The following is a 24,050-nucleotide window of genomic DNA, read 5'->3' as shown; positions in this document are numbered from 1 at the left end:
GCGGCTGAAGCCGCCCTACCGGCGCGCCGCGTAAAAAGACTCGCGGAAGGCTGAAAAGGTTCCCTGCCCGATCGCCTCGCGCATCCCGGCCATCAGCCGCTGGTAGTGCCGCAGGTTGTGCAGGGTGCCAAGCATCGGCCCGAGCATCTCGTTGCAGCGGTCCAGGTGGCGCAGGTAGCTGCGGCTGAAGCCGTTGGCGCAGGCGTGGCAATCGCAGCCCTCCTCGATCGGCCCCAGGTCCTTCTCGTACTTCGAGTTGCGTATGCGGACCACGCCTTCGCTGGTGAAGAAATGGCCATTGCGGGCATTGCGGGTCGGCATCACGCAATCGAACATGTCGACGCCGCGCGCGACCGCCTCGACCAGGTCTTCCGGCCGGCCGACACCCATCAGGTAGCGCGGGCGATCCTCCGGCAGCTGCGGCGTGGTGTGTTCGAGCATCGCGTTGCGCTCGGCCTCGGTCTCACCCACCGCGAGGCCGCCGATCGCATAGCCATCGAAGCCGATCTGCTTCAACCCCTCCGCCGATTGCGTGCGCAGGTCGCGGTACACGCCGCCCTGGACGATGCCGAACAGCGCCGCGTCATTGCCCTCGTGCGCGCGCTTCGAGCGCTCCGCCCAGCGCAGCGAGAGCCGCATCGAGCGGTCCACCACGTCCACGCCGACCGGCTTGCCATCGAGGTGTATCGGCGGGCACTCGTCGAAGATCATCACGATGTCCGAGCCGAGCACCTTCTGGATATACATGCTCTCCTCGGGGCCGAGGAACACCTTGCTGCCGTCGGTCGGCGCGGCGAAGGTTACGCCGGCCTCGGTGATCTTGCGCTTGTGGGCGAGCGAGAACACCTGGAAGCCACCGGAGTCGGTGAGTATTGGTTTGTCCCAACCCATGAAGCCGTGCAGGCCGCCGTGCGCCTCGATCACCTCCAGCCCCGGCCGCAGGTACAGGTGGAAGGTGTTGCCGAGGATGATCTGCGCGCCGAGCGCTTCGATCGCGTCCGGGAACGCGCCCTTGACCGAGCCGTAGGTGCCGACCGGCATGAACGCCGGCGTCTCGATGGTGCCGCGCGGAAAGCTGATGCGGCCGCGGCGGGCGGCGCCGTCGGTGCCGAGCAGCTCGAACGACATGCGGCTCATGCGCCGGCCTCCGGGAACAGCAGCATCGCGTCGCCATAGGAAAAGAAGCGGTATTTCCCGCGGATCGCATGTGCGTAGGCGGCAAAGATCCGGTCCTTGCCGGCGAACGCGGACACCATCATCAACAGGGTGCTCTCGGGCAGGTGGAAGTTGGTGACCATCGCGTCGACCGAGCGGATTTTGTAACCGGGCAGGATGAACAGGCGGCTCTCGCCGGCGAACGGTTGCAACTGGCCGTCCCCGCCGCCGTTGCCCTGGCGCAACGCCGTCTCCAGCGCGCGCACCACGGTGGTGCCGACCGCGACCACGCGGCCGCCGGCGGCGCGGGTCTGGCGGATCTTCTCGACCAACTCGGCGCCGACGTTGAGCCATTCACTGTGCATCACGTGCTCGGACAGGTCGTCGACCCGCACCGGCTGGAACGTACCGGCGCCGACGTGCAGGGTGACGTGGCCGAAGTCCACGCCGCGCGCCTGCAGCGCATCTAGCAGCGGCTGGTCGAAATGCAGCCCGGCGGTGGGCGCGGCGACCGCACCGGTCTCGCGTGCGAACACGGTCTGGTAGCGCTCGGCATCATCGCGGCCGGGCTCACGCTGGATGTACGGCGGCAACGGCAGGCGCCCGGCATGAAGCAGCCATTGCTCCAGGCCCTCGGGCACGTGGAAGCGCAGGTGGTAGAACTCGCCGTCGCGCCCGAGCACCTCGGCCTCGCCACCGGCATCCAGGGCGATATGCGCGCCGGCCTTGGGCGACTTGCTGACGCCCAGTTGCGCGCGCGCGTCCATCCCGCCCAGCAGGCGCTCGATCAGGATCTCGACCCGGCCGCCGGTGGCTTTCTGCCCGAACAGCCGCGCCGGGATCACCCGGGTGTCGTTGAACACCAGCAGGTCGCCCGGTTGGAGCAGATCGGGCAGATCGCGGAACACCCGGTCCTCGAAATGGTTGTCGAATGCCTTGCCCGGCACGGGCGGCACCACCAGCAGGCGGCTCGACGAGCGTTCGGCCAACGGCGCCTGCGCGATCAGTGCAGGTGGCAATTCATAGTGGAAATCGGATTTCTTCAAGCAGGGTTCTTCGGGATCAATGACTTGCAAAAATGAATGGGGCCGGCGCCCGTAAAACCGCCCGCGCCCGGTGTCCGGTCGGCTGCGCGGCGACCGCACAGTGTAGCCGCGGCGGGGGTTATCGCCGCTGGAACGGCATGATAGAATCACGCAACTTATTGAATCGAAAAGAAAAACGGGTTTCGTCGGTTGCGGTGGCGAAACAGTTTCCCGACCTTCGGAGGATCCACATCCATGTCCAGCACCAACGACAACGCCATCGTCGCCAAGCTCGCGCCGCTGCGCGCCCACGCCGGCGCGCGCCGCACCGTCGGCCTCGATGACGCCACCCTGGCCGGATTCGCCGGCGATGCGGAACTGGTCGAGGCGGTCGAGGCCGCGGTCGCCGAGCATGGCCGGGTCAAGCAGCAGTTCGCCGACCTGCTCGACCTCGACGAGGCCGCCCAGGTCGAGGCGCTGCAGTCGGGCTTCATCAATTTCTACCAGGACGACGCGGTCAACCCGTACGTCGCCCTGACCGCGCGCGGGCCGTGGATCGTGACCCTCAAGGGCGCGGTGCTGCACGACTCCGGCGGCTACGGCATGCTCGGTTTTGGCCACTCGCCGGCCAAGGTAATCGCGGCGATGGCCAAGCCGCAGGCGATGGCCAACATCATGACCCCGAGCCTGTCGCAGCTGCGCTTCAACGCGTTGCTGCGCGAGGCGATCGGCATCGGCCGCGACTGCCCGTACAGCAAGTTCATGTGCCTCAACTCGGGCTCCGAGTCGGTCACCCTCGCCGCCCGCATCGCCGACACCAACGCCAAGGTGATGACCGATGAAGGCGGCAGGCATGCCGGCCGCGCGATCAAGCGGGTGGTGGTCAAGGGCGGCTTCCACGGCCGCACCGACCGTCCGGCGCTGTACTCGGACTCAACCCGCGCGACCTACCTCAAGTACCTCGCCAGCTACCGCGACGAGGCCAGCGTGATCGCGATCGAGCCGTACGACATCGACGCGCTGAAGCAGGTCTTCGCCGATGCCGACACCAACGGCTGGTTCATCGAGGCGATGTTCCTGGAGCCGGTGATGGGCGAAGGCGACCCGGGCCGCAGCGTGCCGGTCGATTTCTACAACGCCGCCCGCAAGCTGACCCGCGATCACGGCTCGTTGCTGCTGGTCGACTCGATCCAGGCCGGCCTGCGCGCCAACGGCGTGCTGTCGATCATCGACTACCCCGGCTTCGAGAACGTCGAGGCGCCGGACATGGAGACCTACTCCAAGGCGCTCAACGCCGGCCAGTACCCGCTGTCGGTGCTCGCGGTCGGCGAGCGCGCCGGCGCGATCTACAAGAAGGGCCTGTACGGCAACACCATGACCACCAACCCGCGCGCGCTCGACACCGCCTGCGCGGTGCTGGAGCAGGTCACCCCGGCGCTGCGCGAGAACATCCGCGCCCGCGGCGTCGAGGCGATCGAGAAGCTGGAGAAGCTCAAGGCCGAACTCGGCGGCATGATCACCAAGGTCCAGGGCACCGGCCTGCTGTTCTCCTGCGAGCTGTCGGGCGACTTCAAGTGCTACGGCGCGGGCTCGACCGAGGAATGGCTGCGCGAGCACGGCATCGGCGTGATCCACGGCGGGGCCAACTCGCTGCGCTTCACCCCGACCTTCACCATGACCAGCGCCGAGGTCGACCTGCTGGTCGGCATGGTCGGTCGTGCGCTGAAGGAAGGGCCGCGCAAGCAGCAGGCCGCGGCGGCGTAGATCAGCGGCGCGGGCGGCGCCACGCCACGACCGCGGCCACGATGGCCAGCGCTCCGATGAGCCACGGCCACCAGGGCGTGCCGCCTTCTTCCCCCGCCGCCACCATCACGGCGGCGGGGTCCGCGCCCGGCGCCGCGGGTTTTGCGGCCGCCGTGGCATTGTTCCCTGACGCCAGTCGCCACACGCCGCCGCGCAACTCGACCTCGCCCGCCAGCGGCGGCAGCAGCAGTTCACGCCAACTGATCCGCAAGTCGCCGATCTTCGGGTCGAGCGGGTTCTCGGAGCTGGTCAGGCCATCCCCTTCGGGCTGGAAAGTCGCGGCAAGGTTGCCAGGCAGTCGCGAGAAGCCGGGCCGGAACTCTTGCCATCGGCCCAGTGCCTTCAATACCGCAGGGTCCAGCGGCCTGCCGTCGAGGCTCGGCCGTGGCGCCCACCAGCGATGGCTGTCCAGCGGCAGCCGGGGCGGATTTTCATGGCCGGCGGAGAAACGCGAGGAATCGATCCACGCAGCTTTCCACACGCGGTCGTAGGTGTCCTCGCCAATCCGTCGCCACTGGTACATCTCGACACGGCGATCGAGCCCGAACTGGTCGGTGCGCACGCCGAATTCGGCATCATCCAGTTCTCCGCCCGACCGTGGTTCGCCTTCCGGCACCGGCGAGGCGAGTGCCTGCGCATGGGAATACGCGATGCCGCCAACCAGAAAAAGTGCCGCGAGACCAGCGCGCCAGGCCGTCCGCCGGATCATGCCGCCAGCGTCCTCGCCTGCAATTCGGCCACCTCGTGGACGGTACGGTAGCGACCGCGGTCGTCGCGCGTGACACCGGCCAGCGCGCAGCCCGGGTCGTGGGTAAAGAACAGGTGCACGTTGCGTTCCAGCTTGTCGGCGAGGAACGCCTTCTTTTCGTCGATCAGCAACTCGGCGTTGCGGTCGTAGCCCATCGTGATCGGCACGTGCACCCAGGGCCGACCGGGGATCAGGTCGGCGCAGAACACCACGCCGCCATGGGGCTGGCCGTCGACCATCTCGGGCCCGACGATCTCCGACAGCATCAGCCCCGGCGTGTGGCCGTCGCTGTAGTGGAAGCGCACGGTATCGCCGAGCGTCGTTGAGCGCTCGCCGTCGACGAGTTCCAGCCGGCCGCTCGCCTCGATCAGGCCCGGCAGTTCCGGAATAAAACTCGCGCGGTCACGCGGATGCGGCGCAATCGCTCGGTGCCAATGCTCGCGACCGATGACGTAGCTGGCGTTCGGGAATACCAGGCGCGGCGTCTCGCCTTCGACGTACGGCGTGAGCAGACCGCCCGCATGGTCGAAGTGCAGGTGCGAGAGCACCACCACGTCGATGTCTTCGGGCTTGAAACCCGCGCCCGCCAGCGATTCGAGCAGCACGTGGCGATCCTCCACCACGCCATAGCGTTCGCGCAGCTTCGGCTCGAAAAACGCACCGATGCCGGCTTCGAACAGGACTGTCTTGCCGCCCAGCGGACTGGCCAGAAGCGCGCGGCAGGCCAGCTCGATCCGGTTGTGCTCGTCCGGCGGCGACCACTTCGCCCACATGGCCCGCGGCGCATTGCCGAACATAGCGCCGCCGTCGAGTTTCTGGCTGTTGCCCAGCAGTGACCAGAGTTTCATTGTCGGCTCCAACTACTCGCAGCCGCGGCCGCGTCCCGACCATGATCGGCGATCGGGCGGCGCAATGAAACCGTGATACCCGCCAGTTGCGACGGGGCGCATAATGCCCCCGTCAACCGCCGTAGTGAGGATGCCGCCATGCGGATGCTTGCAGCCACGACCCTCGCCCTGGCCGCGCTGGCCACGATGCCGGCATCGAACGCCCAGACGGCGCCGGAACGCCCACGACTGGTGAGCTGCCCGGCCGTGATGGAGCATTACCTGCCCGGTGACTACTACTTCTGTGTTGGCGGCCACCGGCAGGCCGACGGCTATGCCAAGGGGGCGATCGGCTACTTCGAGCAAGCCGCCGGGTGGGGCCACAAGCGTGCGCAGTACGTGCTCGGGCTGATGCATTTCCAGGGCGACGGCACGCCGGTCAACCGCCCGTTGGGGCTTGCATGGATGGCGCTCGCCGCCGAACGCGACGACCGCGAAATGGACGCCGCGCTGGCGTTCGCGCGGCGCCATTCGAGCAAGGCCGAACGCCAGCAGGCCGAGCTCCTGCTGGCAGAAATGTGGCCGACCTATGCCGATGAATCCACGGTCAAGCGTGCCGCGACCCGTTACGAGCGCGAAACCCGCGACCTGCGGCGCTCGCTCGCGTTCGATCCGTTCTCTGCGGTCTATATCGCAGGCCTTGGCAAAGGCTCCGCGAGCAGCATGCTGCAGAGGATGGACGAGCGCGCCGAGCGGTTCTTCGAAGGCTCCCGCGGCGGCACCGTCACGGTCGGATCGCTGGACGTGGTCCGGGTCGACGCCGCGAAGCAGGCCGACGCCGAACCATCACCGGACGGCGAACCCTGAGGGATCGCGGCACACCCGCCGGGAAGCGGAATGCGCGGTCAGTCGGCCGTTTCCAGCAGCACGTCGGTCGAACCCACCGGATTGCGCGGGTCGGTACCGCCGGTCAGCTCGCCGCTGCGCTTGTCCCATTCCACCGTCTGCAGGTTGCCCCAGGTGCCCTCGCCGGCATCGACGGCGTGGCCCATCGCCTCGAGCGCCTTGATGGTGTGGGCGTCCAGCGCATCCGGCTCGGCCGCGATCACGTCGGGCATCCACTGGTGGTGGATCCGCGGCAACGCGGCGACCTGCTGTGCATTGAGTCCGGCGTCATAACCGAGGATGCCGAGCAGCACTTCGGTGATGATCCGGCTGCCGCCAGGCGCGCCGAGGATCGCGACGGCGTCATCGGACTCGATGATGGTCGGCGACATCGAGCTCAGCATGCGCTTGCCCGCCTCGACCGCATTGGCCTCGAAACCCATCACCCCGAACGCGTTGGGCGTGCCGGGTTTGAGCGCGAAATCGTCCATCTCGTCGTTGAGGATCACGCCGGTGCCGGGCGCGACCAGTCCGGAGCCGTATAGCAGGTTGACGGTCTGGGTGGCGGAAACGCGGTTGCCATCGCCATCGATGATGGAGAAGTGGGTGGTCTCGTCGTCTTCCATCGGCACCGGCTGGCCGGACAACAGGTCGCTCGGGGTCGCCTTGTCCGGATGGATGGTGGCGCGCAGACCGGCGGCATAACCCGGGTCGGTCAGCATCTCCAGCGGCATGTCGACGAAGTCCGGATCGCCCAGGTAGATCGTGCGGTCGCGGTAGGCGCGGCGCATGGCCTCGACGATCAGATGGGTGCGTTTGGCGTCATCCAGGTCGGCCAGGTCCCAGGGCTCCAGGATCTGCAGCATCTGCGCCAGCGCCACCCCGCCCGACGACGGCGGCGGTGCGGTGACGACGTGCCAGCCGTCGTAGTCGAACTCGATCGGCTCGCGCTTGCGGACTTCGTAGCCGGCCAGTTCGGCGGCGGTCCAGTGGCCGCCCTCCTCCTCGACCGAGGCCAGCAGCCTGTCGGCGACGTCGCCCTTGTAGAACCCGTCGAAACCCTTTTCGGCCAGCAGCCCCAGGGTGCGGGCCAGGTCGGGTTGCTTCAGCACCTCGCCGACCTGCGGCGGGTCGCCATCGGCCAGGAATACCTCGCGGGTGCCGCGGTAACGCTCCATCACCTCGGCGCGGCGTGCGTAGCCCCGCTCCAGCCGCCCGTAGATCGGGAACCCGTCGCGGGCGATCCGGATTGCCGGCGCCAGCGAGGTCGACAGCGGCAGCTTGCCGTAGTCGCGCGCCAGCAGCACCAGCGCCGCTGGCAGCCCGGGGATGCCGGCCGACCACGGACCATTGGTCGCGCGGTTGCGATCGAGCTCGCCGTTCTCGTCGAGATAGGCCTCCGGCGTCGCCGCGGCCGGCGCGATCTCGCGCGCATCGAGGAACACCTCATCGCCGCTGCCGGCTTCGTGCAGCAGGAAGAACCCGCCACCGCCAAGCCCGGAACTGATCGGCTCGACCACCGACAACGTCGACGACACCGCGACCGCAGCGTCGAATGCATTGCCGCCGGCACGGATCATCTCCAGCCCGGCCTCCGTGGCCAGCGAGTGTCCGCTGGCGATCGCGGTGCCCGGCGGCGTCGCGGTGGTCGATGGAGTCGCGTTGTCCGGTTGGGCATCCTGCGCCGGCGGCGACGCCGCGCAGCCCGGCAGCGTGGTGGAAGCCAGCAGGCCGCCCAGCAGGATCGTTCTCAGCTCAACGCGCATCGGGTGCTCCTTTGGTTGCAGTCAACCTTGTTGCAGCCGCATCAACTTCGCCAGCAGCTGGTCGTGGGATTCGGGGATGTCCGGATCGGGATCGATGCACTCGACCGGGCAGACGACGACGCATTGCGGCTCGTCGAAGTGGCCGACGCATTCGGTGCAGCGCGCCGGGTCGATCACGTAGATGGTTTCACCTTGCGAGATGGCCTGGTTCGGACAGGCCGGTTCGCAGACATCGCAATTGACGCAAAGCTCATTGATCTTGAGGGACATGGACTTACCTGCCCCCCGCCCGCGCGGGGGTGGCGACCCGGCAAGGCCGCGCCCGGCGGACGGGCGCGGCCCGGGGCGTCACTTGGCCTCGATGAACTGATAAGCCACCCCGGCCGGGGCCACCGCGGCCTCGACCCGCTCGTTGTCGGCGGCGTCACCGATGAACAGCACGCGCACGCCGTCCATCGAACCCGGATCGACCTTGGCGAACGCGCTCACGATGATGTCGGCCATCATCGCCGACTCGGGCGAGCCGAACGCGATCAGGTTGCCCTCGACGATGCCGCGCTGCATGGCGATCTCGACCTCTTCCTGCAGGCGCGCGCGGGCACCTTCGAAGCCGGCGCTGTCGGAGCCGGGCAGGTAGTACAGGTACGGGCTGCGGGTGATCTCGCCCATGTTGCGGGTCACCACATCGGACAGGTAGGCGCCCCACTCTGCATCGTCGTTGGTGGCCGGACGGGTCAGCGGCGCGGCCACCGCGGTCGTGTCCTCGGCGGGCGCTTCTTCCTTCTGGCAGGCGGCGAGCAGCGGCATCGAAAGCAGGGCGATCATCAGCAGGCGCGTGGTGGTGTTCATAAGGTTCCCCGTGTTGTCTGGAAGGTCATGCAAGGGTGCGCTGCCATTGTGCCTGCAGCGCGTCGGCCACCGCCGGGGGCACGAAGCCGGAGACATCGCCGCCAAGGCGGGATATCTCGCGTACCAGCGATGAGGAAATGAAGCCGTATTGCTCGGCCGGGGTCAGGAACAGCGTCTCGACCTCGGGGATGAGGTGGCGATTCATGCTCGCCAGCTGGAACTCGTACTCGAAATCCGACACTGCGCGCAGGCCGCGAAGCAGCACCCCCGCGCCGAGTTCGGCGACGAAGTGGGCGAGCAGCGAATCGAAGCCGATCACCTCGACGTGCGGGTGGTGGGCCACCGCTTCGCGTGCAAGTTTCACGCGCAGGTCCAGCGGCAGCGCCGGGCTCTTGGCCGGGCTTTCGGCGACGCCCAGGATGAGGCGGTCGAACAACCGGGCCGCGCGATCCACCAGGTCGACGTGGCCGTTGGTGATCGGGTCGAACGTGCCGGGATAGACGGCGATGCGGTTGCGGGCCGGGGTCATTCGGTTCGAGGCTCTTTGCGGCGGCCGTCCGGGCCTGCCAGGTCGCCGTCGAGTGTATCAGCGGCGGGTTCCGGCGGCTTCCGCACGCGCCGATACAGGACGTAGCGGACCTCGCGGGTGCGGCCCTCGCGATGCAGGCTCCAGCCCGCCGGCATGGCAACCCGCTCGGCCAACGGCGCCTCGATGTAGAGCCAGGCGTCATCGGCAAGCAAGGGCTCCAGCTCCGACAGCACCTTGTCCCACAACCCCGCCGCGAATGGCGGGTCGACGAAGGCGATATCGAAGCTCGATCGCGGCTGCGCGGGCAACCACGCGAGTGCGTCGGCTTGGACCACGCTGGCGGCCTCGCCGCCCGGCAGGCGGCGGGTGGTGTCCAGCAACCGTGCGGCCAGTCCGGGCTCGCGTTCGACCAGCGCCGCCGATGCCGCACCCCGCGACAGTGCCTCCAGCCCGAGCGCCCCGCTGCCCGCGAACAGGTCGAGCACGCGTGCACCGGGCAGCACCGGTGCGAGCCAGTTGAACAGGGTCTCGCGGACGCGGTCGGAGGTTGGCCGCAGGCCGGGGGAGTCGGCCACTGGCAGCGTGCTGCCACGCCAGCGCCCACCGATCAGGCGCACCTGGCCGGTCGTCCCGGCACTTCCGCCACGGCCCTTCAGCGACGCGCCTGGCGCGGGTTTCCTCATCGGGTCGGCTCCGGGGCCAGTGCTAGCATGCGCGCATTGTCCAACATGTTTCCGAGCGCCTCACTCGATGGTCAGTTTTTTCCGCCGCAAGAAGCCCGAAAAGCCCGCCTCGAGCCCCTCCGATCGGCGCTACAGCACCGAGGAACTGGCAGCCGCGTTTCCGCAGGCGGCCGAAGCCGATGCTTCGGACGACAGCGCGGATGACAAACCGCTGGCGGCTGTCGGAACCCGGGACAACCCGGCCGGCATCGTCGAGAAAGCGATCCCGGCCGAAATCGTGGCCGCAGCGCTCGAAGCCGACGTCGACGTCGACGCAGCCAAGCCTGCCGCGCCGCCTGCTGCTGAGCCTGAGCCTGCTCCTGAGCCTGAGCCGGCGCCGGCGCCGGCGCCGGCGGAGCCAACCCCGCTCGAAGCGCCAATCCCGGTTGAGCAGCCGGAACCGGCGGAACCGGCGGCGGAGTTTCTGGCAACCCCTGTCCGGGCGGCTCCGACGTCCATCGACAACCCGTCACCGCAGCCGTCCGCGCCTGCCAACAAAGCCGGTTGGCGCGAGCGCCTTGGTGGCAGCCTGTTCGCCCGCAGCTTCGGCGGCATGTTCTCGCGCCACCCGAAGCTCGACGACGACCTGCTGGACGAAATCGAGACCGCCCTGATCACCGCCGATGTCGGCGTCGCGGCGACCACCGACCTGGTCGAGGTGCTGCGCAGGCGCATGAAGGCGCGCGAGTTCGCCGATGCCCGCGCATTGCTCGACGCGTTGCGCCACGACCTGCTGGCATTGCTCGAACCGGTCGCGGTGCCGCTGCGGATCGACCCGGCCGCCAAGCCATTCGTGCTGCTGACCGTTGGCGTCAACGGCGTCGGCAAGACCACCACCATCGGCAAGCTGGCCAAGCGTTTCAAGGACGAGGGCCGGCCGCTGATGCTGGCCGCCGGCGATACCTTCCGCGCCGCCGCGGTGGCGCAGTTGCAGGCGTGGGGTGAACGCAACGGCGTTCCCGTGGTGGCCCAGGGACAGAACGCGGACGCGGCCTCGGTCGCGTTCGATGCGCTGCAGGCCGCCAAGGCGCGCGGCATCGAGGTACTGATCGCCGACACCGCCGGTCGGCTGCACACCCAGCAGGGCCTGATGGCGGAGCTGGGCAAGATCAAGCGGGTCATCCAGAAGCTCGACCCGGCGGCGCCGCACGAAGTGTTGATGGTGATCGACGGCACCACCGGCCAGAACGCGCTGTCGCAGCTGCGCCAGTTCCATTCCGCGGTCGGCGTGACCGGGCTGGTGGTGACCAAGCTCGACGGCACCGCCAAGGGCGGCGTGGTATTCGCGCTGGCCCGCGAGTTCGGCATCCCGATCCGCTTCGCCGGCATCGGTGAGCGGCCCGAGGACCTGCGCGTGTTCGATGCCGGGGCGTTCGTCGACGCGCTGCTGCCGCCGTCGCTCGGCGCCTAGCGCCGGGAGCCGGACGCGTGGCCGCCACGCCAGGACCCACCGAGTCACCACGGCAGGAACGTCGTCGCTGGCGCCTGGTCATTGCCAAGGGTGCCGGCGCCGCCCTGCTGCTGATGTTGATGTTGAGCCTGCACTGGATGACCCGGCCAAGCCAGGTCGCCGGCCTGATCCTCGACCGCGTCGGCACCGCACTCGGGCTGGAAATCAGCAGCAGCGGCGCCAGCGAATACAACCTTCGTGGCACGCCGGGGCTGGTGGTCCGCGAGCTGGTGGTACGCCAGCCCGGCGCTGAAACTCCATTGCTTACCGCTGGGCGCGTCTACCTGTCGGTGCCCTGGGCGACGTTGCGCGCGGTGGGTTCCGGTGGCGGCACTGCCGACCTGACTGTGCGCAGGGTCGAACTCGATGCGCCCCGGCTCGACCTCCCCGCCCTGCAGCGCTGGCAGGACACTCGACCGCCCGGCGGCGAGATCCGCATCCCGACGCTGACCGATGGCCTGCGGATCGCACGCGGCGAGGTCGTCGGCGAGGGCTGGTCGATCGAACGACTCGGCATCGACCTGCCGTCACTGGCACCCGACGCAAAGCTGGCGGCACGCGTCGGCGGACGGTTCGTCAATGGCGACACCTCGGTACCGCTTGACCTGCAGGTCGCCCTGACCCGGCCGTCGCTGGATGCCGGGCTTGGTGCGACGGGCATTGCCACCGTGGTCACGCCGGATTGGCGCATGCCAATGCGACTGCGGTTGTCCGGGCGGCTGCACGATGGCGACGACGGGTTCGGCCTCGAGGTCTTCAGGTTGGGCGCCGACGCACGCTACCTCGGCGGCGGTCAGGAACTGCCATTCGTGTACGGGCTTGCCGGTCCGTTGCGTTACCACGAGGGCCGGTTCGCGATCGCGCCGTTGGGCGCGGTGTTGCGCGGCGATGGCATCGTCCCGGATTTCGAAGCGCACGGCCGGCTGTCCTGGCAGGACCAGCTCGCCTTGCGACTCGAGGGCGCCATCCAGCAATGGCCATCGGCGTGGCCGACGCTGCCGCCACCGGTCGGCCAATCGGATTCACCGCTGCCGTTCGTCCTCGACTACCGCGGCGCGGCGGACCTTTCCGGTGCCACCGCGCTGCAACTCCGGCGCGACGCGACCCGGTTCGATGCCCGGTTCCACCTGCCACGGATCCTCGACTGGCTCGACCAGTTCGCCACGGGCACGCCGCTGCCACCGCTGGACGGCACCCTGGTGACACCGCGACTGGAGATTTCCGGCGCGACCCTCGAAGGCTTCGAGATCGAGTTCGGCGATGGAGGGGACGCGCCATGAACGCGATCCCTGCCCCACGCCTGGAACCGGCCGGCGACGACACCTTCGCCACCCGGCTGCTCGCCTGGTTCGACCGCTGCGGCCGTCACGACCTTCCCTGGCAGCACCCGCGCACGCCGTATCGGGTCTGGCTGTCGGAGATCATGCTGCAGCAGACCCAGGTCAAGACCGCGGCGCCGTATTTCGAACGGTTCGTCACCGCCCTGCCCGATCTGCCCGCGCTCGCCGCCGCGCCGCTCGACGAGGTGCTGGCGCTGTGGTCGGGGCTCGGCTATTACGCCCGCGCGCGCAACCTGCACGCCGCCGCACGGGCCTGCGTGGAACTGCATGGCGGCGAACTGCCGCGCGACATCGAGGCGCTGGTCGCGTTGCCCGGCATCGGCCGCAGCACCGCCGCGGCGATCGCTTCGCAGGCATGGGACGACCGCCACGCGATCCTCGACGGCAACGTCAAGCGCGTACTCGCGCGCTACCACGGCATCGACGGCTGGCCCGGTACACAGGCGGTCGAGAAAAAACTCTGGGCGCTCGCCGAAAGCCACCTGCCCCACACCCGGATGGCCGACTACACCCAGGCCCAGATGGATCTCGGCGCCACCCTTTGCACCCGCTCCGACCCGGCCTGCACGTCGTGCCCGCTGCAGGCCGACTGCGTCGCGTACCACTTGGGCCGCTGCGCCGAATTGCCAACGCCCCGGCCCGGCAAGGCCATCCCGCAACGCCACGCACAGGTGCTCTGGCTGGAAGACGACCGCGGTCGCGTGCTGCTGCAGCGACGCCCGCCGGCCGGCATCTGGGCCTCGCTGTGGACGCTGCCGCAGACCGACGACGAGGCTGCCGCCAATGACTGGTTCGAGCGCCACCTGCGCGGCGACCGCGCGGGCGCCGAAAGCCTGCCGGCGATCGCCCACGCGTTCAGTCATTACAAGCTGGAGTTGTTGCCGCGTCGCTGGCGCGGCGTCGCCCTGGGCGATGCAGCGGGCGACAATGACGACCTGCGATGGGTCGAGTTCGCCGACCTGGCGACACTGGGCATCCCCGCCCCGATCCGTCGCCTGCTGGAAACCCGCCGCTGATCTTCCCTAAGGCCCGCCGATGCCCCGTTCCGTCCATTGCGAATACGAGAAGCGCGAAACCGAAGGCCTGGATTTCGTGCCCTGGCCCGGCGACGCCGGCAAGCGCGTGTACGCGCACATCGGCAAGCCCGCCTGGGCCGCGTGGCTGGCGCACCAGACCATGCTGATCAACGAGAACCGGCTGTCACCGATGAACCCGCAGCATCGCGCCTTCCTCGAAGCCGAGATGCTGAAGTTCCTGTTCGGCGGTGATGCCGAGAAGCCGGCCGGTTACGTTCCGCCAGAAGAGGCCTGAAGCTCGTCGCGGGCCTCGCGCTCGGCGCCCTTGAGCGCCTTCGCGTCGAGCGGCTGGATCTTCTCGATCCGGCACGGGATCGGCGTGCTCTGGCCACTCACGATCACGTTGTCCAGACCCGCGAACACCGTGCCCGTCTGGTCTCCAAGGCTGATCGCATGCCCGTACTCCAGGTTCGGGCAATCGCTGGTCAGCGTCAGCAGATAGGCGGTCTGGGGGCGCACCCACACGGTGAGCGCCGAATCGCCCAGCGGTTCCCAACTGTGCAGGCTGCCGAAATGGGTGAAGCTGTTGACCGGTGCACCGGCATGGGCCTGGTGGATCGCGAGACGCTGCTGGTCCGACAGCGTCGGACCGGTCGCGCATGCGGACAGTGCGACCACGGCGGTGACTGCCAAGAGGATGTTTTTCATGATTCAACTCCGTTGAGTCAGGTGACTTCGACATCATGCACTTGCCAGCGTGGACGCGGGCCGCCGGGCAAACCGTCATTCAGCGTCGGCTCGGCTTGCCAGCCCCCTTCGGCCCCCGTATCATCCCGCTGCTCACACGGCCTGTCGTGTTCGTGGCCGGGTAGCTCAGTTGGTAGAGCAGGGGATTGAAAATCCCCGTGTCGGGGGTTCGATTCCCTCCCCGGCCACCATTTGGTGGCTGTCGTCGTGATCGCGGTAACGCAAGCCCTGCAACGGTCCAAGCCGATGCGGGGTTTTTCGTTTGTGGCGCCCCCCTATTGCGGCAACGCGTAGGCGATCACGTAGTCGCCGATCGGGGTCTCCATGAAGTGGTGGCCGCCGGCCATGATCACCAGGTACTGGCGACCGTCGGCCTCGTAAACCATCGGGCTGGCCTGTCCACCGGCCGGCAACACGTCCTGCCAGACGGTTTCGCCGGTCTCGATGTCGATCGCGCGGATCAGGTTGTCGGTGGCCGCGGCGATGAACACCAACCCGCCGGCAGTGATCACCGAACCGCCGTTGTTGGGCGTGCCGATCTCGATCGGCAGGTGCGACGGGATGCCCATCGGACCATTGGCGCGGGCGCTGCCGAACGGGCGGTCCCACAGTGTCTCGCCGGTCGCCAGTTCGATCGCGCGGATGCCACCGTAGGGTGGCTCCTTGCACAGCAGCCCGGTGAAGGGCTGGCGCCAGCCCGCGTTGACGTCGACCGCGTACGGCGCGCCGGCCTGCGGGTCGCCGGCGCCCTCGGCACCACCCATGTCGCCGCGGACTTCGCTGCGCGGCGCCCAGCCCATCTCATCCGCCCGCGCACGCGAGACCAGTTCGACGTGGTTGGGCATGTCGTTGTAGTTGGCGATGATCACGCCGCGACGCGGGTCGATCGCGATGCCACCCCAGTCCGAGCCACCGTTGTAGCCGGAATATTCGATCGAATGGCTGTCGCCGACCGGTGGCGTGTACATGCCCTCGTAACTGGCGAGGTGGAATTGGATGCGGCACGACAGCTGGTCGATCGGCGAGATCCCCCACATGTCGCGCTCGGTGAGCTCCGGCTTCTGCAGCGTGTGGTAGAGCGAGAACGGCTGGGTCGGCGAACGCTCCGCCGGCTCGACCCCGCCCTGCGGGACCGGCCGCTCCTCGACGCCGACCAGTGGCTGCCCGGTGCGGCGGTCGAGTACGTACATGTCGCCCTGTTTGCTCGGCAGCACCAGCGCCGGGACCACGCCGTTGGCCGTAGGGAAATCCACCAGCGTCGCCTGCGAGCCGAGGTCGTAATCCCACACGTCCTTGTGCACGGTCTGGAAGTGCCAGGCGGGTTTGCCGGTGGCCACGTCGAGCGCGACCAGCGAGGTTGAATAAGTGTTCTCACGATCGGTGCGCGTGGCGCTCAGGTAGTCCACGGCCGAGTTGCCCATCGGCAGGTAGACCAGGCCGAGTCGCTCGTCGCCCGAGGCGGTCGTCCACATGTTGGGGGTGCCGCGGGTGTAGCTCTCGCCTTCCGGCGGCAGCGCGCTGATATCGGGCCGCGCCATGTCCCAGGCCCAGCGCAATTCACCGGTCACCGCGTCGAAGCCCTGGATAACGCCGGACGGTGCGTCGAGGTGTTGCCCGTCCAGCACCTGGTGGCCGGTGACGATGACGCCGCGCACGATGGTCGGCGCCGAAGTCATCGAGACCATGCCGGGGTACGTGCGCCCCATGCCGACGGTGATGTCGACCTGGCCGTTGTCGCCGAAACCGGTGCACGGCCGGCCGGTGCGCGCGTCGACCGCGACCAGGCGCGCGTCGAGCGTGCCTTCGATGATCCGGGTGGCGCAGTTTTGCGTCACGGCGCTCGTGGAAGGAACCTCGTAGTACGCGACGCCGCGGCAGGCGGCGGTGTACGGAATCGCCTCGTCGGCGACGCGCGGGTCGTAGCGCCAACGTTCCTCGCCGCTGCGCGGATCGAGTGCGATCAGGATGTTGCGCGCCGAACACAGGTACAAGGTGTCGCCGACTTTCAGTGGCGTGGTCTCGGCGCCCCAGTTGTGGTCCGGCAGGTCACCGGTGCGATAGCTCCAGGCGCGTTCGAGCTGCGCGACGTTGGCCGGGGTGACCTGCGCGAGCGGCGAATAACGCCCCGCGGCATTGCTGCGGCCATAGGCGGCCCAGTCGCCATCGGCCGGCGCGTCCTTGGGTTGCGCGACATCGCCGGCACGCGGTGCCTGCGGCCGTGCAACCGTAGCTGCCTGCGGAACGGCCTGCTCCGATTTGAACCAGCCGTGCGGCACGAACGCCAGCGCGAACGCCCCCACGAAAACCAGCCCCAGTACCACCGCCAGCGCGCGGGCCATCGTCTTCGACGCGCCCTGCTGCAATCTTGGCAACAACAACGCCAGCACCAACGCGAGCACCACCATCAGGCCGAGCCGCGGGATCCAGCGCCAGTAATCCAGGCCCGACTCCCACGCCGACCACAGCACCGTGCCGACGAATACCGCGGCGAACCACCAAGCGCCGCTACGCCGACCACGCATCAGCTGGACCCCGGAGACCAGCAGTCCGAGGCCGGCCGGCAGGTAGTACCAGGAACCCCCGAGCGCGACGAGCCAGCCACCTCCCGCCGCCAGTACCAGCCCAAGCACGGCGACAACCGCACCGAATACGCGCAACGACCAGTGGCAGGACCAGCCCGCGTGATGTTCCGTCGTCATGACCGTTCACTCCGCCTGGGGACCTGTCGCGTTCTAGCACAGGGCCCGTGGGCTCATGGCGAACAACCGGGGTGCCAGCCGGGGTGCCAGCCCGGCTGCCACCTCCATGCGCCGTAGTATCCTCGCCGACGCAGCCACGAACCGGGGAGCAGACAAATGACACGCACGCGCTGGGCAAGCTGGAAAACCTGGATGGGATTGGCAGCGTGCGCGGTATTGCTGGCGGCATGTGCCAGCGGCCCCGTGCGGCGCGTCTCCGAACCTTCCGCGCGCATACAGCAGTTGACCGTCCGCGCCGATGGCAGTTGGTCGGCCGACCTGCGGATCGAGAACTTCAGCAGCATCCCGATGCGCTTCGACTCGTTGCGGCTCGACCTCGAAGTCGAGGACCACGTTGCAGGCGCGTTGCTGGCCTCGCCGGCGTTGACGATCGGGCCGGAATCGGCCGACGTGGTGACGGTGGCCCTGGCGCCCGCGGCGGCGGCCAAGTTCGCTGTCGCCCAGGCCCTTGCCGATGGAAAGAGCATCGATTACTCGTTGCAGGGCACGCTCACCGCGACCCCCGACGAGGAGCGCCAGCGCCAGTTCGAGATGGAGCGCGGCAGCGTGCTCAGCCCCGCCCCCGGCCTGCCTGGAGTGATGCGATGAGCAGTTACAAGGCGCCGTTGCGCGACATGCAATTCGTCCTGTTCGACGTGCTCGATGCCGAGTCGCAATTCCAGCGCATGGGCTTCGGCGATGCCAGCCGCGACGTCCTCGAAGCGGTACTGGAGGAAGGCGCGCGCTTCACCGAGACCGTGCTGGCGCCGCTCAACGAAACCGGCGACCGGGTCGGCTGCAGCTTTGACGCCGCCACCGGCGCGGTCACCACCCCGCCCGGCTTCAGGCAGGCGTACGAGCAGTACGTCGACGGCGGCTGGGCCGGCCTCACTTCGCCGCCCGACTTCGGCGGCCAGGGCATGCCGCACGCCGCCGGGGTGCCACTGAAGGAAATGATCGACGCCGCCAACCTGGCCTGGGGCAACTTCCCGCTGCTGTCGCACGGCGCCACCGAGGCACTGATCCACCACGGCGAGGACTGGCAGCGCGAAGTATTCCTCAAGCCGCTGGTCGAAGGCCGCTGGACCGGCACCATGTGCCTGACCGAACCACACTGCGGCACCGACCTGGGGCTGCTGAAGACCCGCGCGGTGCCGAACGACGACGGCAGCTTCGAGATCACCGGCACCAAGATCTTCATCACCGCGGGCGACCACGATTTCACCGACAACATCGTCCACCTGGTGCTGGCGCGGTTGCCGGATGCGCCGGCCGGCAGCAAGGGCATCTCGCTGTTCGTGGTGCCGAAGGTGCGGGTCGCGCGCGACGGCACCGTCGGCGACGCCAATGCGGTGCGCGTCGGCAGCATCGAACACAAGATGGGCATCCACGGTTCGGCCACCTGCGTGCTGAACTTCGACGGTGCCCAGGGTTACCTGGTCGGCCAGCCGCACAAGGGCCTGATGGCGATGTTCACCATGATGAACACCGCCCGCCTCGCGGTCGGGCTGCAGGGTCTCGGGCTGTCCGACCGCGCCCTGCAGAACGCCTTGGCGTACTCGCGCGAGCGCCTGCAGATGCGTTCGCTGTCGGGCGCGAAGTTCCCCGACAAGCCGGCCGACCCGATCATCGTCCACCCCGACGTGCGCCGCATGCTGCTGACCTGCAAGGCGCTGGTCGAGGGTGGCCGGCTGATGGGCTACCACGCCGCGTTGCTGGTCGACATCGCCCACAACGCGCCCGATACCGACGAGCGCAAGCAGGCCGATGCGCTGCTCGGCTTCATGACCCCGATCGTCAAGGCCTGCCTGACCGAGTGGGGCGTGGAGTGCACCTACCACGCGCTTCAGTGCTATGGCGGCCACGGCTACATCGCCGAGCACGGCATCGAGCAACTGGCCCGCGACGCGCGCATCACCACGCTTTACGAAGGCACCACCGGCATCCAGGCGCTCGACCTGCTCGGGCGCAAGGTCATGCAGTTGCAGGGCGCCGGCCTGCAGGTATTCCTCGGCATGGTCGAGGCGTTCTGCAAGGAGCACGAAGGCAACGCCGCGGTCGCCGAATTCATCGCGCCGCTGCGCGACAAGGCCGGCGAGTGGCAGCGACTGACGATGCAGATCGGCCAGCGCGCCGTGGCCGATGCCGACGAGGTCGGCGCCGCCGCCTACGACTACCTGATGTACTCGGGCTACGTCGCCCTCGCCTACTGGTGGGCGCGCAGCGTGGCCGCCAGCGAGGCCTCGAGCCAGCCGGAGGGTTTCAAGGCCGGCAAGCGCGAGACCGCGCGGTTCTATTTCGCCCGGATCCTGCCCCGTACGCTGGCTCACGCGGCCGCGATGGAAAGCGGGACCGCGCCGCTGATGACGCTGGATGCCGGACAGTTCGGCGAATAGACGGTCCAAATCGCAACAATTGAGGTATATGCTCGGTTTCCAATGGAGACCGACAGAGCGAAATTGCGCTTGGTCCACTCCGGAAACCCGGTCGGTACGATCCGACCCGGTCCGGATGGCCTCCCCGTCACCCCGCGCCATGGCATCGAACAGCTCAACGCCGTCCGCCTGTTGTCGCTGGACGCGCACGGTCGTGTGCTGGACTGGATGAACTGGCAACAGGCCGCCTGCCTGTACGCCCGCGACGCGGTGGCGTGGACGCTCGGTGATCCCTGCCTGACCGTGCATGGCGGCATCAACCGGATCAGCGGTGAGTCCAGCCTGCTGCAACTGCACCCCATCGTCGCCGCCCGCGGCCACGCCCGCGGCCATGCGCTGGACCCGACCCCCGCGCTGACCAACACCGCGCTGTTCGCCCGCGACGCACACCTGTGCCTCTACTGCGGCCGTGAGTGCCATCGTCCGCAACTGACCCGCGACCACGTGCTGCCGGTATCCAGGGGCGGTCGCGACGTCTGGGAGAACGTCGTCGCCGCGTGTTTCCAGTGCAACTCGCGCAAGGGCAACCGCACCCCGCAGCAGGCAAACATGCCGCTGCTGGCGGTGCCCTACCGGCCGAGCTGGGTCGAGCACCTGATCCTGTCCAACCGCAACATCCTGGCGGACCAGATGGCGTTCCTGAAAAATCAGTTGCCGAAGAAGCACGCGCGCTCATTGAGCTGACCGCATCGCGTCACATTCCGGACTCCGGGCTGCCGCATCACGCGCAGTTGCGACGCAGCGCGCGCGTTGACGCCTGTGGTCGGCTCCCCGACACTGGCAGGGACCTGCAGCAATGGAATCGACGATGTCCCTGACTTTCGGCCTGACCGGCATGGACCCGGCCACGGAAACTTCGCTGAAGACGGCGTTCGACGAGGCCAACCGGCGGCTCGGCGGCACCTGGCAACTGCTTCCGGAAACGCAGGGCGACTACATCGCGGTCGACATGGACAGCATGTATGGCCCGATGAGCTGGCTGCGCCTGCATGCCGCCGGCAAGACCGTGATCGGCCTGACCTCGGCGCCGCGCACCCAGGCCGACTTCCGGCTGGCCCAGCCGTTCGACGCCAATTCGCTGCTGCAGGTACTCAACGAGATCGCCCCGCCATCCGCGCCCGCCGGCCTCACCCCGGCGCCGCAGCAGCAGGACCAGTTGCCGGAAGAGCAGCCGCAGCCCGTCGATGAGGAAGCCGGCGCGATCAGCGACGCCACGCCCACCGAGGAAACGTCCAGCCCGCGCGAGCCTGCAAGCGCGGCGGTCGCCCAGGTGGTGCCCGCCGCGCCGAGCCTGCAGCCACATGCACCGCCGCAGGCCTCCGTGCCCGTGGCCGACCCGGAGCCCCGCACGCTGGCCGAATGGCTGGCCTCGGGCCGGGTCCAGGGCCAGCTGAAGCTCGAACGCGACGGCGTGGACCTGCTGCTGGATACCGCACAACGCCAGTACCACGGCCCGACCGCGCTCAAGCCGCTGGCCGGCCATGTCGGCAGCCCGCTGGAAGCCGGCGACTTCGTGCCGGTCAAGGACTGGAGCAGCCAGGTCGCGTCGCTCGGTGCACCACAACCGCTGTCGCGACTGGTCTGGTTCGGGGGGCTTCTCGCCGGCCAGGGCAAGCTGATGCCCGGCTTCGATCCACAGGCGCGCTACCAGATGCTGAAGTGGCCGCAGACCGAGCGCGAGTACCCGAAGCACTTTCGCATCGCCACCGCGATGATGAAGGGGCCGGCCACGCTTGCCGAGATCGCCGAGGCCAGCGGCGTGCCCGAGGCCGACGTCACCGACTTCGTCAATGCCAGCCTCGCCACTGGCTTCGCCGATATCGAGCACCTGCCGGAACCCGAAGCCGAGACGCCGAAGTCCGGCGGGCTGTTCGGGCGCCTGCGAGGACGCTGAAGCCACGCATACCGCACGCCTTGCCCCGCCCCGGCGCCGGCGGGACAATGGGCGACTGCCGTCCGACGCCGTATTGATGATCGACCCGCAACGCTATCCGCGCCTCTCCCGCATCTCCGTCCCCGCCGACCTGCGCGCGTTCCCCGAAGAGGAGCTGCCCGCGATCGCCGCCGAACTGCGCGGGTACCTGATCGAGCAGGTCGCCCAGTCGGGCGGCCACTTCGCTGCCGGCCTCGGCGTGATCGAGCTGACCGTGGCGTTGCATTGGCTGTACGAAACGCCGGTCGACCGGCTGGTCTGGGATGTCGGCCACCAGACCTACCCGCACAAGATCCTGACCGGTCGCCGCGACGCGATCCACACGGTCAAGCAGAAGGACGGCGTCGCGCCGTTCCCGAAGCGCGAGGAGTCCGAGTACGACACCTTCGGCGTCGGCCACAGCTCGACCAGCATCTCCGCCGCGCTCGGCATGACGATCGCGCTGCAGCGCGCGGACGACGAGCGCAAGGTGGTGGCGGTGATCGGCGACGGCGCGATCACCGGCGGCATGGCGTTCGAGGCGCTGGCCCACGGCGGCGGCATGGGCGACGACCCCGACGGTGTCGAGCCGAACCTGCTGGTGATCCTCAACGACAACCAGATGTCGATCTCCGAGAACGTCGGCGGCGTGACCCGGATGCTCGGGCGGTTGTCGGGCAGCCGTACGCTCAATGCCATCCGCGAGGGCGGCAAGAAGCTGCTCGGTGACAAGCACGGCGCGCCGGCGCGCTTCGTCAAGCGCTGGGAGGAACAGTGGAAAGGCATGTTCGTGCCCTCCACGTTCTTCGAGGAACTCGGCTTCCACTACACGGGCCCGATCGACGGGCACGACCTGCCGGCGCTGCTGGGCGCGCTGAAGACCTTGAAGGGCCTCAAGGGCCCGCAGCTGCTGCACATCGTCACCACCAAGGGCAAGGGCTACGAGCTCGCCGAGGGCGATCAGATCGGCTACCACGCAGTCAGTCCGTTCGACCCGTCGCAGGGCATGGTCAGCAAGCCGGGCGCGAAAAAGCCGACCTACACCGACGTGTTCGGCGACTGGTTGTGCGACATGGCCGCGGCCGATGACAAGCTGCTCGGCATCACTCCGGCGATGCGCGAGGGCTCCGGTCTCGTGCGTTTCAGCAAGGAGTATCCGCAGCGTTACTTCGACGTCGCCATCGCCGAGCAGCACGCGGTGACGCTCGCTGCCGGCATGGCCTGCGAAGGCGCCAGGCCGGTGGTCGCGATCTACTCGACGTTCCTGCAGCGCGGCTACGACCAGTTGGTGCACGATGTCGCGGTGCAGGGCCTGGACGTCTTGTTCGCGATCGACCGCGGCGGCGTGGTCGGTCCCGACGGTGCGACCCATGCCGGCAACCTCGACCTCAGCTACCTGCGTTGCGTGCCGAACATGGTGGTGATGGCGCCGGCCGACGAGGAAGAATGCCGCCGGATGCTGTCGACCGGCTACCGCCACGAAGGCCCCGCGGCAGTGCGCTACCCGCGCGGGACCGGGCCGGGAGTGGCAGTGCAATCGACGCTCGAAACGCTGCCGATCGGCAAGGCCGAGGTCCGCCAGCGTGGCGCACGCATCGCACTGCTTGCGTTCGGTGCACTGGTTTCGGCGGCCGAAGAAGTTGGTGCGGCACTCGGCCTGACCGTGGTCAACATGCGCTTCGTCAAGCCGCTCGACCGCGCGCTGGTGCTCGAACTGGCAAGCACCCACGAAGGCCTCGTCACCCTCGAGGACAACGTGGTTGCCGGCGGCGCCGGCTCCGGGGTGGCCGAACTGCTGGCGGCCGAGGGAGTCGTCGTCCCGATGCTGCACCTCGGCCTGCCCGATGCATTCCAGCACCACGCCAGCCGCGAGCAACTGCTGTCCGAAGCCGGGCTCGACGCCGAGGGCATCCGCCGGTCCGTGCTCGCGCGCTGGCCGAAACTGGCCATCAAGCCGGCGGCCGGCACCGCCTGAGCGCCGCCCGCCGCGCAGGTCGCCCGGCGGGAATCCGGTGGCTGGATTCAGCCGGAACAACCCTTCAATCTGGCCGGCGCGCCGACCTCGTCGCGTTCCTTTCCGATAGCCCCGTTCCTGCGCTGGCA

Annotated in this window: 22 protein-coding genes and 1 tRNA gene; 12 read left to right on the top strand and 11 right to left on the bottom strand. The window is 68.7% G+C overall.

Going from position 1 to position 24,050, the window contains the following annotated elements; translation table 11 throughout:
- Window positions 1–15: 15 nt before the first annotated feature.
- Both tgt and queA read right to left on the bottom strand, forming a co-directional pair.
- Complete coding sequence (gene tgt / locus ACT9F5_RS12720; protein ID WP_445120324.1) at window positions 16–1,137, bottom strand: tRNA guanosine(34) transglycosylase Tgt; 1,122 nt, start codon at window positions 1,135–1,137, stop codon at window positions 16–18.
- Window positions 1,134–2,201: a tRNA preQ1(34) S-adenosylmethionine ribosyltransferase-isomerase QueA gene (queA, locus tag ACT9F5_RS12715; RefSeq protein ID WP_445120323.1), complete on the bottom strand. Its 1,068-nt coding sequence runs from the start codon at window positions 2,199–2,201 to the stop codon at window positions 1,134–1,136. The genes tgt and queA overlap by 4 nt, the downstream gene beginning before the upstream one ends.
- A gap of 234 nt (window positions 2,202–2,435) precedes the next feature.
- Here queA and ACT9F5_RS12710 point away from each other — a divergent pair, with 234 nt between their 5' ends.
- The gene (locus ACT9F5_RS12710; protein ID WP_445120322.1) at window positions 2,436–3,944 is read left to right on the top strand and encodes an aminotransferase class III-fold pyridoxal phosphate-dependent enzyme; all 1,509 of its coding nucleotides are present in this window, start codon (window positions 2,436–2,438) and stop codon (window positions 3,942–3,944) included.
- Between the two features lies 1 nt (window position 3,945).
- Here ACT9F5_RS12710 and ACT9F5_RS12705 read toward each other — a convergent pair whose 3' ends face one another.
- Together ACT9F5_RS12705 and ACT9F5_RS12700 are read right to left on the bottom strand one after the other, a co-directional pair.
- The gene (locus tag ACT9F5_RS12705; RefSeq protein WP_445120321.1) at window positions 3,946–4,692 is read right to left on the bottom strand and encodes a TMEM43 family protein; all 747 of its coding nucleotides are present in this window, start codon (window positions 4,690–4,692) and stop codon (window positions 3,946–3,948) included.
- Complete coding sequence (locus ACT9F5_RS12700; protein WP_445120320.1) at window positions 4,689–5,579, bottom strand: MBL fold metallo-hydrolase; 891 nt, start codon at window positions 5,577–5,579, stop codon at window positions 4,689–4,691. The genes ACT9F5_RS12705 and ACT9F5_RS12700 overlap by 4 nt, the downstream gene beginning before the upstream one ends.
- 138 nt (window positions 5,580–5,717) lie before the next feature.
- Between ACT9F5_RS12700 and ACT9F5_RS12695 the strand changes: the two genes are divergently transcribed.
- Window positions 5,718–6,425 (top strand): hypothetical protein, encoded by a 708-nt coding sequence (locus ACT9F5_RS12695; RefSeq protein WP_445120319.1) that lies wholly within the window; start codon window positions 5,718–5,720, stop codon window positions 6,423–6,425.
- 38 nt (window positions 6,426–6,463) lie between these two features.
- On the opposite strand, the gene ggt is transcribed toward ACT9F5_RS12695, so the two are convergent.
- The 5 genes from ggt to rsmD form a co-directional block, all read right to left on the bottom strand.
- Window positions 6,464–8,209 (bottom strand): gamma-glutamyltransferase, encoded by a 1,746-nt coding sequence (ggt, locus tag ACT9F5_RS12690; protein WP_445120318.1) that lies wholly within the window; start codon window positions 8,207–8,209, stop codon window positions 6,464–6,466.
- A gap of 21 nt (window positions 8,210–8,230) precedes the next feature.
- Complete coding sequence (locus ACT9F5_RS12685; protein WP_445120317.1) at window positions 8,231–8,479, bottom strand: YfhL family 4Fe-4S dicluster ferredoxin; 249 nt, start codon at window positions 8,477–8,479, stop codon at window positions 8,231–8,233.
- A gap of 78 nt (window positions 8,480–8,557) precedes the next feature.
- A complete protein-coding gene (locus ACT9F5_RS12680; RefSeq protein WP_445120316.1) occupies window positions 8,558–9,058 on the bottom strand; it encodes a hypothetical protein in 501 nt (166 codons plus the stop codon).
- A 25-nt stretch (window positions 9,059–9,083) separates the two neighbouring features.
- On the bottom strand, window positions 9,084–9,587 hold the full coding sequence (gene coaD / locus ACT9F5_RS12675; RefSeq protein WP_445120315.1) for a pantetheine-phosphate adenylyltransferase: 504 nt from the start codon (window positions 9,585–9,587) through the stop codon (window positions 9,084–9,086).
- On the bottom strand, window positions 9,584–10,270 hold the full coding sequence (gene rsmD / locus ACT9F5_RS12670) for a 16S rRNA (guanine(966)-N(2))-methyltransferase RsmD (RefSeq protein WP_445120314.1): 687 nt from the start codon (window positions 10,268–10,270) through the stop codon (window positions 9,584–9,586). The genes coaD and rsmD overlap by 4 nt, the downstream gene beginning before the upstream one ends.
- 67 nt (window positions 10,271–10,337) lie before the next feature.
- On the opposite strand from rsmD, the gene ftsY reads away from it, so the two are divergent.
- From ftsY to ACT9F5_RS12650, 4 genes are read left to right on the top strand one after another with little or no spacing between them, the layout of a single operon-like run.
- A complete protein-coding gene (ftsY, locus tag ACT9F5_RS12665) occupies window positions 10,338–11,720 on the top strand; it encodes a signal recognition particle-docking protein FtsY (RefSeq protein WP_445120313.1) in 1,383 nt (460 codons plus the stop codon).
- 17 nt (window positions 11,721–11,737) lie between these two features.
- Entirely contained in the window at window positions 11,738–13,039 is a 1,302-nt protein-coding gene (locus ACT9F5_RS12660; RefSeq protein WP_445120312.1) for a hypothetical protein, read from the top strand.
- 5 nt (window positions 13,040–13,044) lie between these two features.
- Complete coding sequence (gene mutY, locus ACT9F5_RS12655; protein WP_445120405.1) at window positions 13,045–14,115, top strand: A/G-specific adenine glycosylase; 1,071 nt, start codon at window positions 13,045–13,047, stop codon at window positions 14,113–14,115.
- A 19-nt stretch (window positions 14,116–14,134) separates the two neighbouring features.
- Window positions 14,135–14,410, top strand: a complete 276-nt coding sequence (locus ACT9F5_RS12650; RefSeq protein WP_445120311.1) for an oxidative damage protection protein — start codon at window positions 14,135–14,137, stop codon at window positions 14,408–14,410.
- On the opposite strand, the gene ACT9F5_RS12645 is transcribed toward ACT9F5_RS12650, so the two are convergent.
- Window positions 14,386–14,823: a DUF6491 family protein gene (locus ACT9F5_RS12645; protein WP_445120310.1), complete on the bottom strand. Its 438-nt coding sequence runs from the start codon at window positions 14,821–14,823 to the stop codon at window positions 14,386–14,388. The two genes, ACT9F5_RS12650 and ACT9F5_RS12645, sit on opposite strands and share 25 nt — an antisense overlap.
- Before the next feature lie 154 nt (window positions 14,824–14,977).
- Here ACT9F5_RS12645 and ACT9F5_RS12640 point away from each other — a divergent pair.
- Window positions 14,978–15,053, top strand: a tRNA-Phe gene (locus ACT9F5_RS12640).
- An 84-nt stretch (window positions 15,054–15,137) separates the two neighbouring features.
- Here ACT9F5_RS12640 and ACT9F5_RS12635 read toward each other — a convergent pair.
- The gene (locus tag ACT9F5_RS12635; protein ID WP_445120309.1) at window positions 15,138–17,561 is read right to left on the bottom strand and encodes a membrane-bound PQQ-dependent dehydrogenase, glucose/quinate/shikimate family; all 2,424 of its coding nucleotides are present in this window, start codon (window positions 17,559–17,561) and stop codon (window positions 15,138–15,140) included.
- Between the two features lie 156 nt (window positions 17,562–17,717).
- Here ACT9F5_RS12635 and ACT9F5_RS12630 point away from each other — a divergent pair, with 156 nt between their 5' ends.
- The 5 genes from ACT9F5_RS12630 (at window position 17,718) to dxs (ending at window position 23,922) form a co-directional block, all read left to right on the top strand.
- The gene (locus tag ACT9F5_RS12630; RefSeq protein ID WP_445120308.1) at window positions 17,718–18,209 is read left to right on the top strand and encodes an LEA type 2 family protein; all 492 of its coding nucleotides are present in this window, start codon (window positions 17,718–17,720) and stop codon (window positions 18,207–18,209) included.
- Window positions 18,206–19,996 carry an acyl-CoA dehydrogenase C-terminal domain-containing protein gene (locus ACT9F5_RS12625; protein ID WP_445120307.1) on the top strand — a complete coding sequence of 597 codons (1,791 nt, stop codon included), beginning with the start codon at window positions 18,206–18,208 and terminating at the stop codon, window positions 19,994–19,996. Before ACT9F5_RS12630 ends, ACT9F5_RS12625 begins: the two co-directional genes overlap by 4 nt.
- Before the next feature lie 207 nt (window positions 19,997–20,203).
- The gene (locus tag ACT9F5_RS12620; protein WP_445120404.1) at window positions 20,204–20,719 is read left to right on the top strand and encodes an HNH endonuclease; all 516 of its coding nucleotides are present in this window, start codon (window positions 20,204–20,206) and stop codon (window positions 20,717–20,719) included.
- Between the two features lie 124 nt (window positions 20,720–20,843).
- On the top strand, window positions 20,844–21,929 hold the full coding sequence (locus tag ACT9F5_RS12615; RefSeq protein ID WP_445120306.1) for a hypothetical protein: 1,086 nt from the start codon (window positions 20,844–20,846) through the stop codon (window positions 21,927–21,929).
- Between the two features lie 76 nt (window positions 21,930–22,005).
- On the top strand, window positions 22,006–23,922 hold the full coding sequence (dxs, locus tag ACT9F5_RS12610; RefSeq protein ID WP_445120305.1) for a 1-deoxy-D-xylulose-5-phosphate synthase: 1,917 nt from the start codon (window positions 22,006–22,008) through the stop codon (window positions 23,920–23,922).
- Window positions 23,923–24,050 lie beyond the last annotated feature (128 nt).

It is taken from the genome of Lysobacter sp. F6437 (genome assembly GCF_052547215.1).
The sequence above is the reverse complement of the archived record's forward strand: the minus strand, read 5'-3'. Positions and strand labels throughout refer to the sequence as shown.

Coding starts and splice junctions, on each gene's coding strand:
- ftsY (WP_445120313.1), top strand. CDS start 10,338: ATGGTCAGTTTTTTCCGCCGCAAGAAGCCCGAAAAGCCCGCCTCGAGC.
- ACT9F5_RS12645 (WP_445120310.1), bottom strand. CDS start 14,823: ATGAAAAACATCCTCTTGGCAGTCACCGCCGTGGTCGCACTGTCCGCA.
- ACT9F5_RS12635 (WP_445120309.1), bottom strand. CDS start 17,561: ATGACGACGGAACATCACGCGGGCTGGTCCTGCCACTGGTCGTTGCGC.
- coaD (WP_445120315.1), bottom strand. CDS start 9,587: ATGACCCCGGCCCGCAACCGCATCGCCGTCTATCCCGGCACGTTCGAC.
- ACT9F5_RS12700 (WP_445120320.1), bottom strand. CDS start 5,579: ATGAAACTCTGGTCACTGCTGGGCAACAGCCAGAAACTCGACGGCGGC.
- ggt (WP_445120318.1), bottom strand. CDS start 8,209: ATGCGCGTTGAGCTGAGAACGATCCTGCTGGGCGGCCTGCTGGCTTCC.
- ACT9F5_RS12620 (WP_445120404.1), top strand. CDS start 20,204: ATGAACTGGCAACAGGCCGCCTGCCTGTACGCCCGCGACGCGGTGGCG.
- rsmD (WP_445120314.1), bottom strand. CDS start 10,270: ATGAGGAAACCCGCGCCAGGCGCGTCGCTGAAGGGCCGTGGCGGAAGT.
- ACT9F5_RS12695 (WP_445120319.1), top strand. CDS start 5,718: ATGCGGATGCTTGCAGCCACGACCCTCGCCCTGGCCGCGCTGGCCACG.
- ACT9F5_RS12630 (WP_445120308.1), top strand. CDS start 17,718: ATGACACGCACGCGCTGGGCAAGCTGGAAAACCTGGATGGGATTGGCA.
- ACT9F5_RS12710 (WP_445120322.1), top strand. CDS start 2,436: ATGTCCAGCACCAACGACAACGCCATCGTCGCCAAGCTCGCGCCGCTG.
- ACT9F5_RS12680 (WP_445120316.1), bottom strand. CDS start 9,058: ATGAACACCACCACGCGCCTGCTGATGATCGCCCTGCTTTCGATGCCG.
- ACT9F5_RS12650 (WP_445120311.1), top strand. CDS start 14,135: ATGCCCCGTTCCGTCCATTGCGAATACGAGAAGCGCGAAACCGAAGGC.
- ACT9F5_RS12705 (WP_445120321.1), bottom strand. CDS start 4,692: ATGATCCGGCGGACGGCCTGGCGCGCTGGTCTCGCGGCACTTTTTCTG.
- ACT9F5_RS12615 (WP_445120306.1), top strand. CDS start 20,844: ATGTCCCTGACTTTCGGCCTGACCGGCATGGACCCGGCCACGGAAACT.
- ACT9F5_RS12685 (WP_445120317.1), bottom strand. CDS start 8,479: ATGTCCCTCAAGATCAATGAGCTTTGCGTCAATTGCGATGTCTGCGAA.
- dxs (WP_445120305.1), top strand. CDS start 22,006: ATGATCGACCCGCAACGCTATCCGCGCCTCTCCCGCATCTCCGTCCCC.
- ACT9F5_RS12625 (WP_445120307.1), top strand. CDS start 18,206: ATGAGCAGTTACAAGGCGCCGTTGCGCGACATGCAATTCGTCCTGTTC.
- tgt (WP_445120324.1), bottom strand. CDS start 1,137: ATGAGCCGCATGTCGTTCGAGCTGCTCGGCACCGACGGCGCCGCCCGC.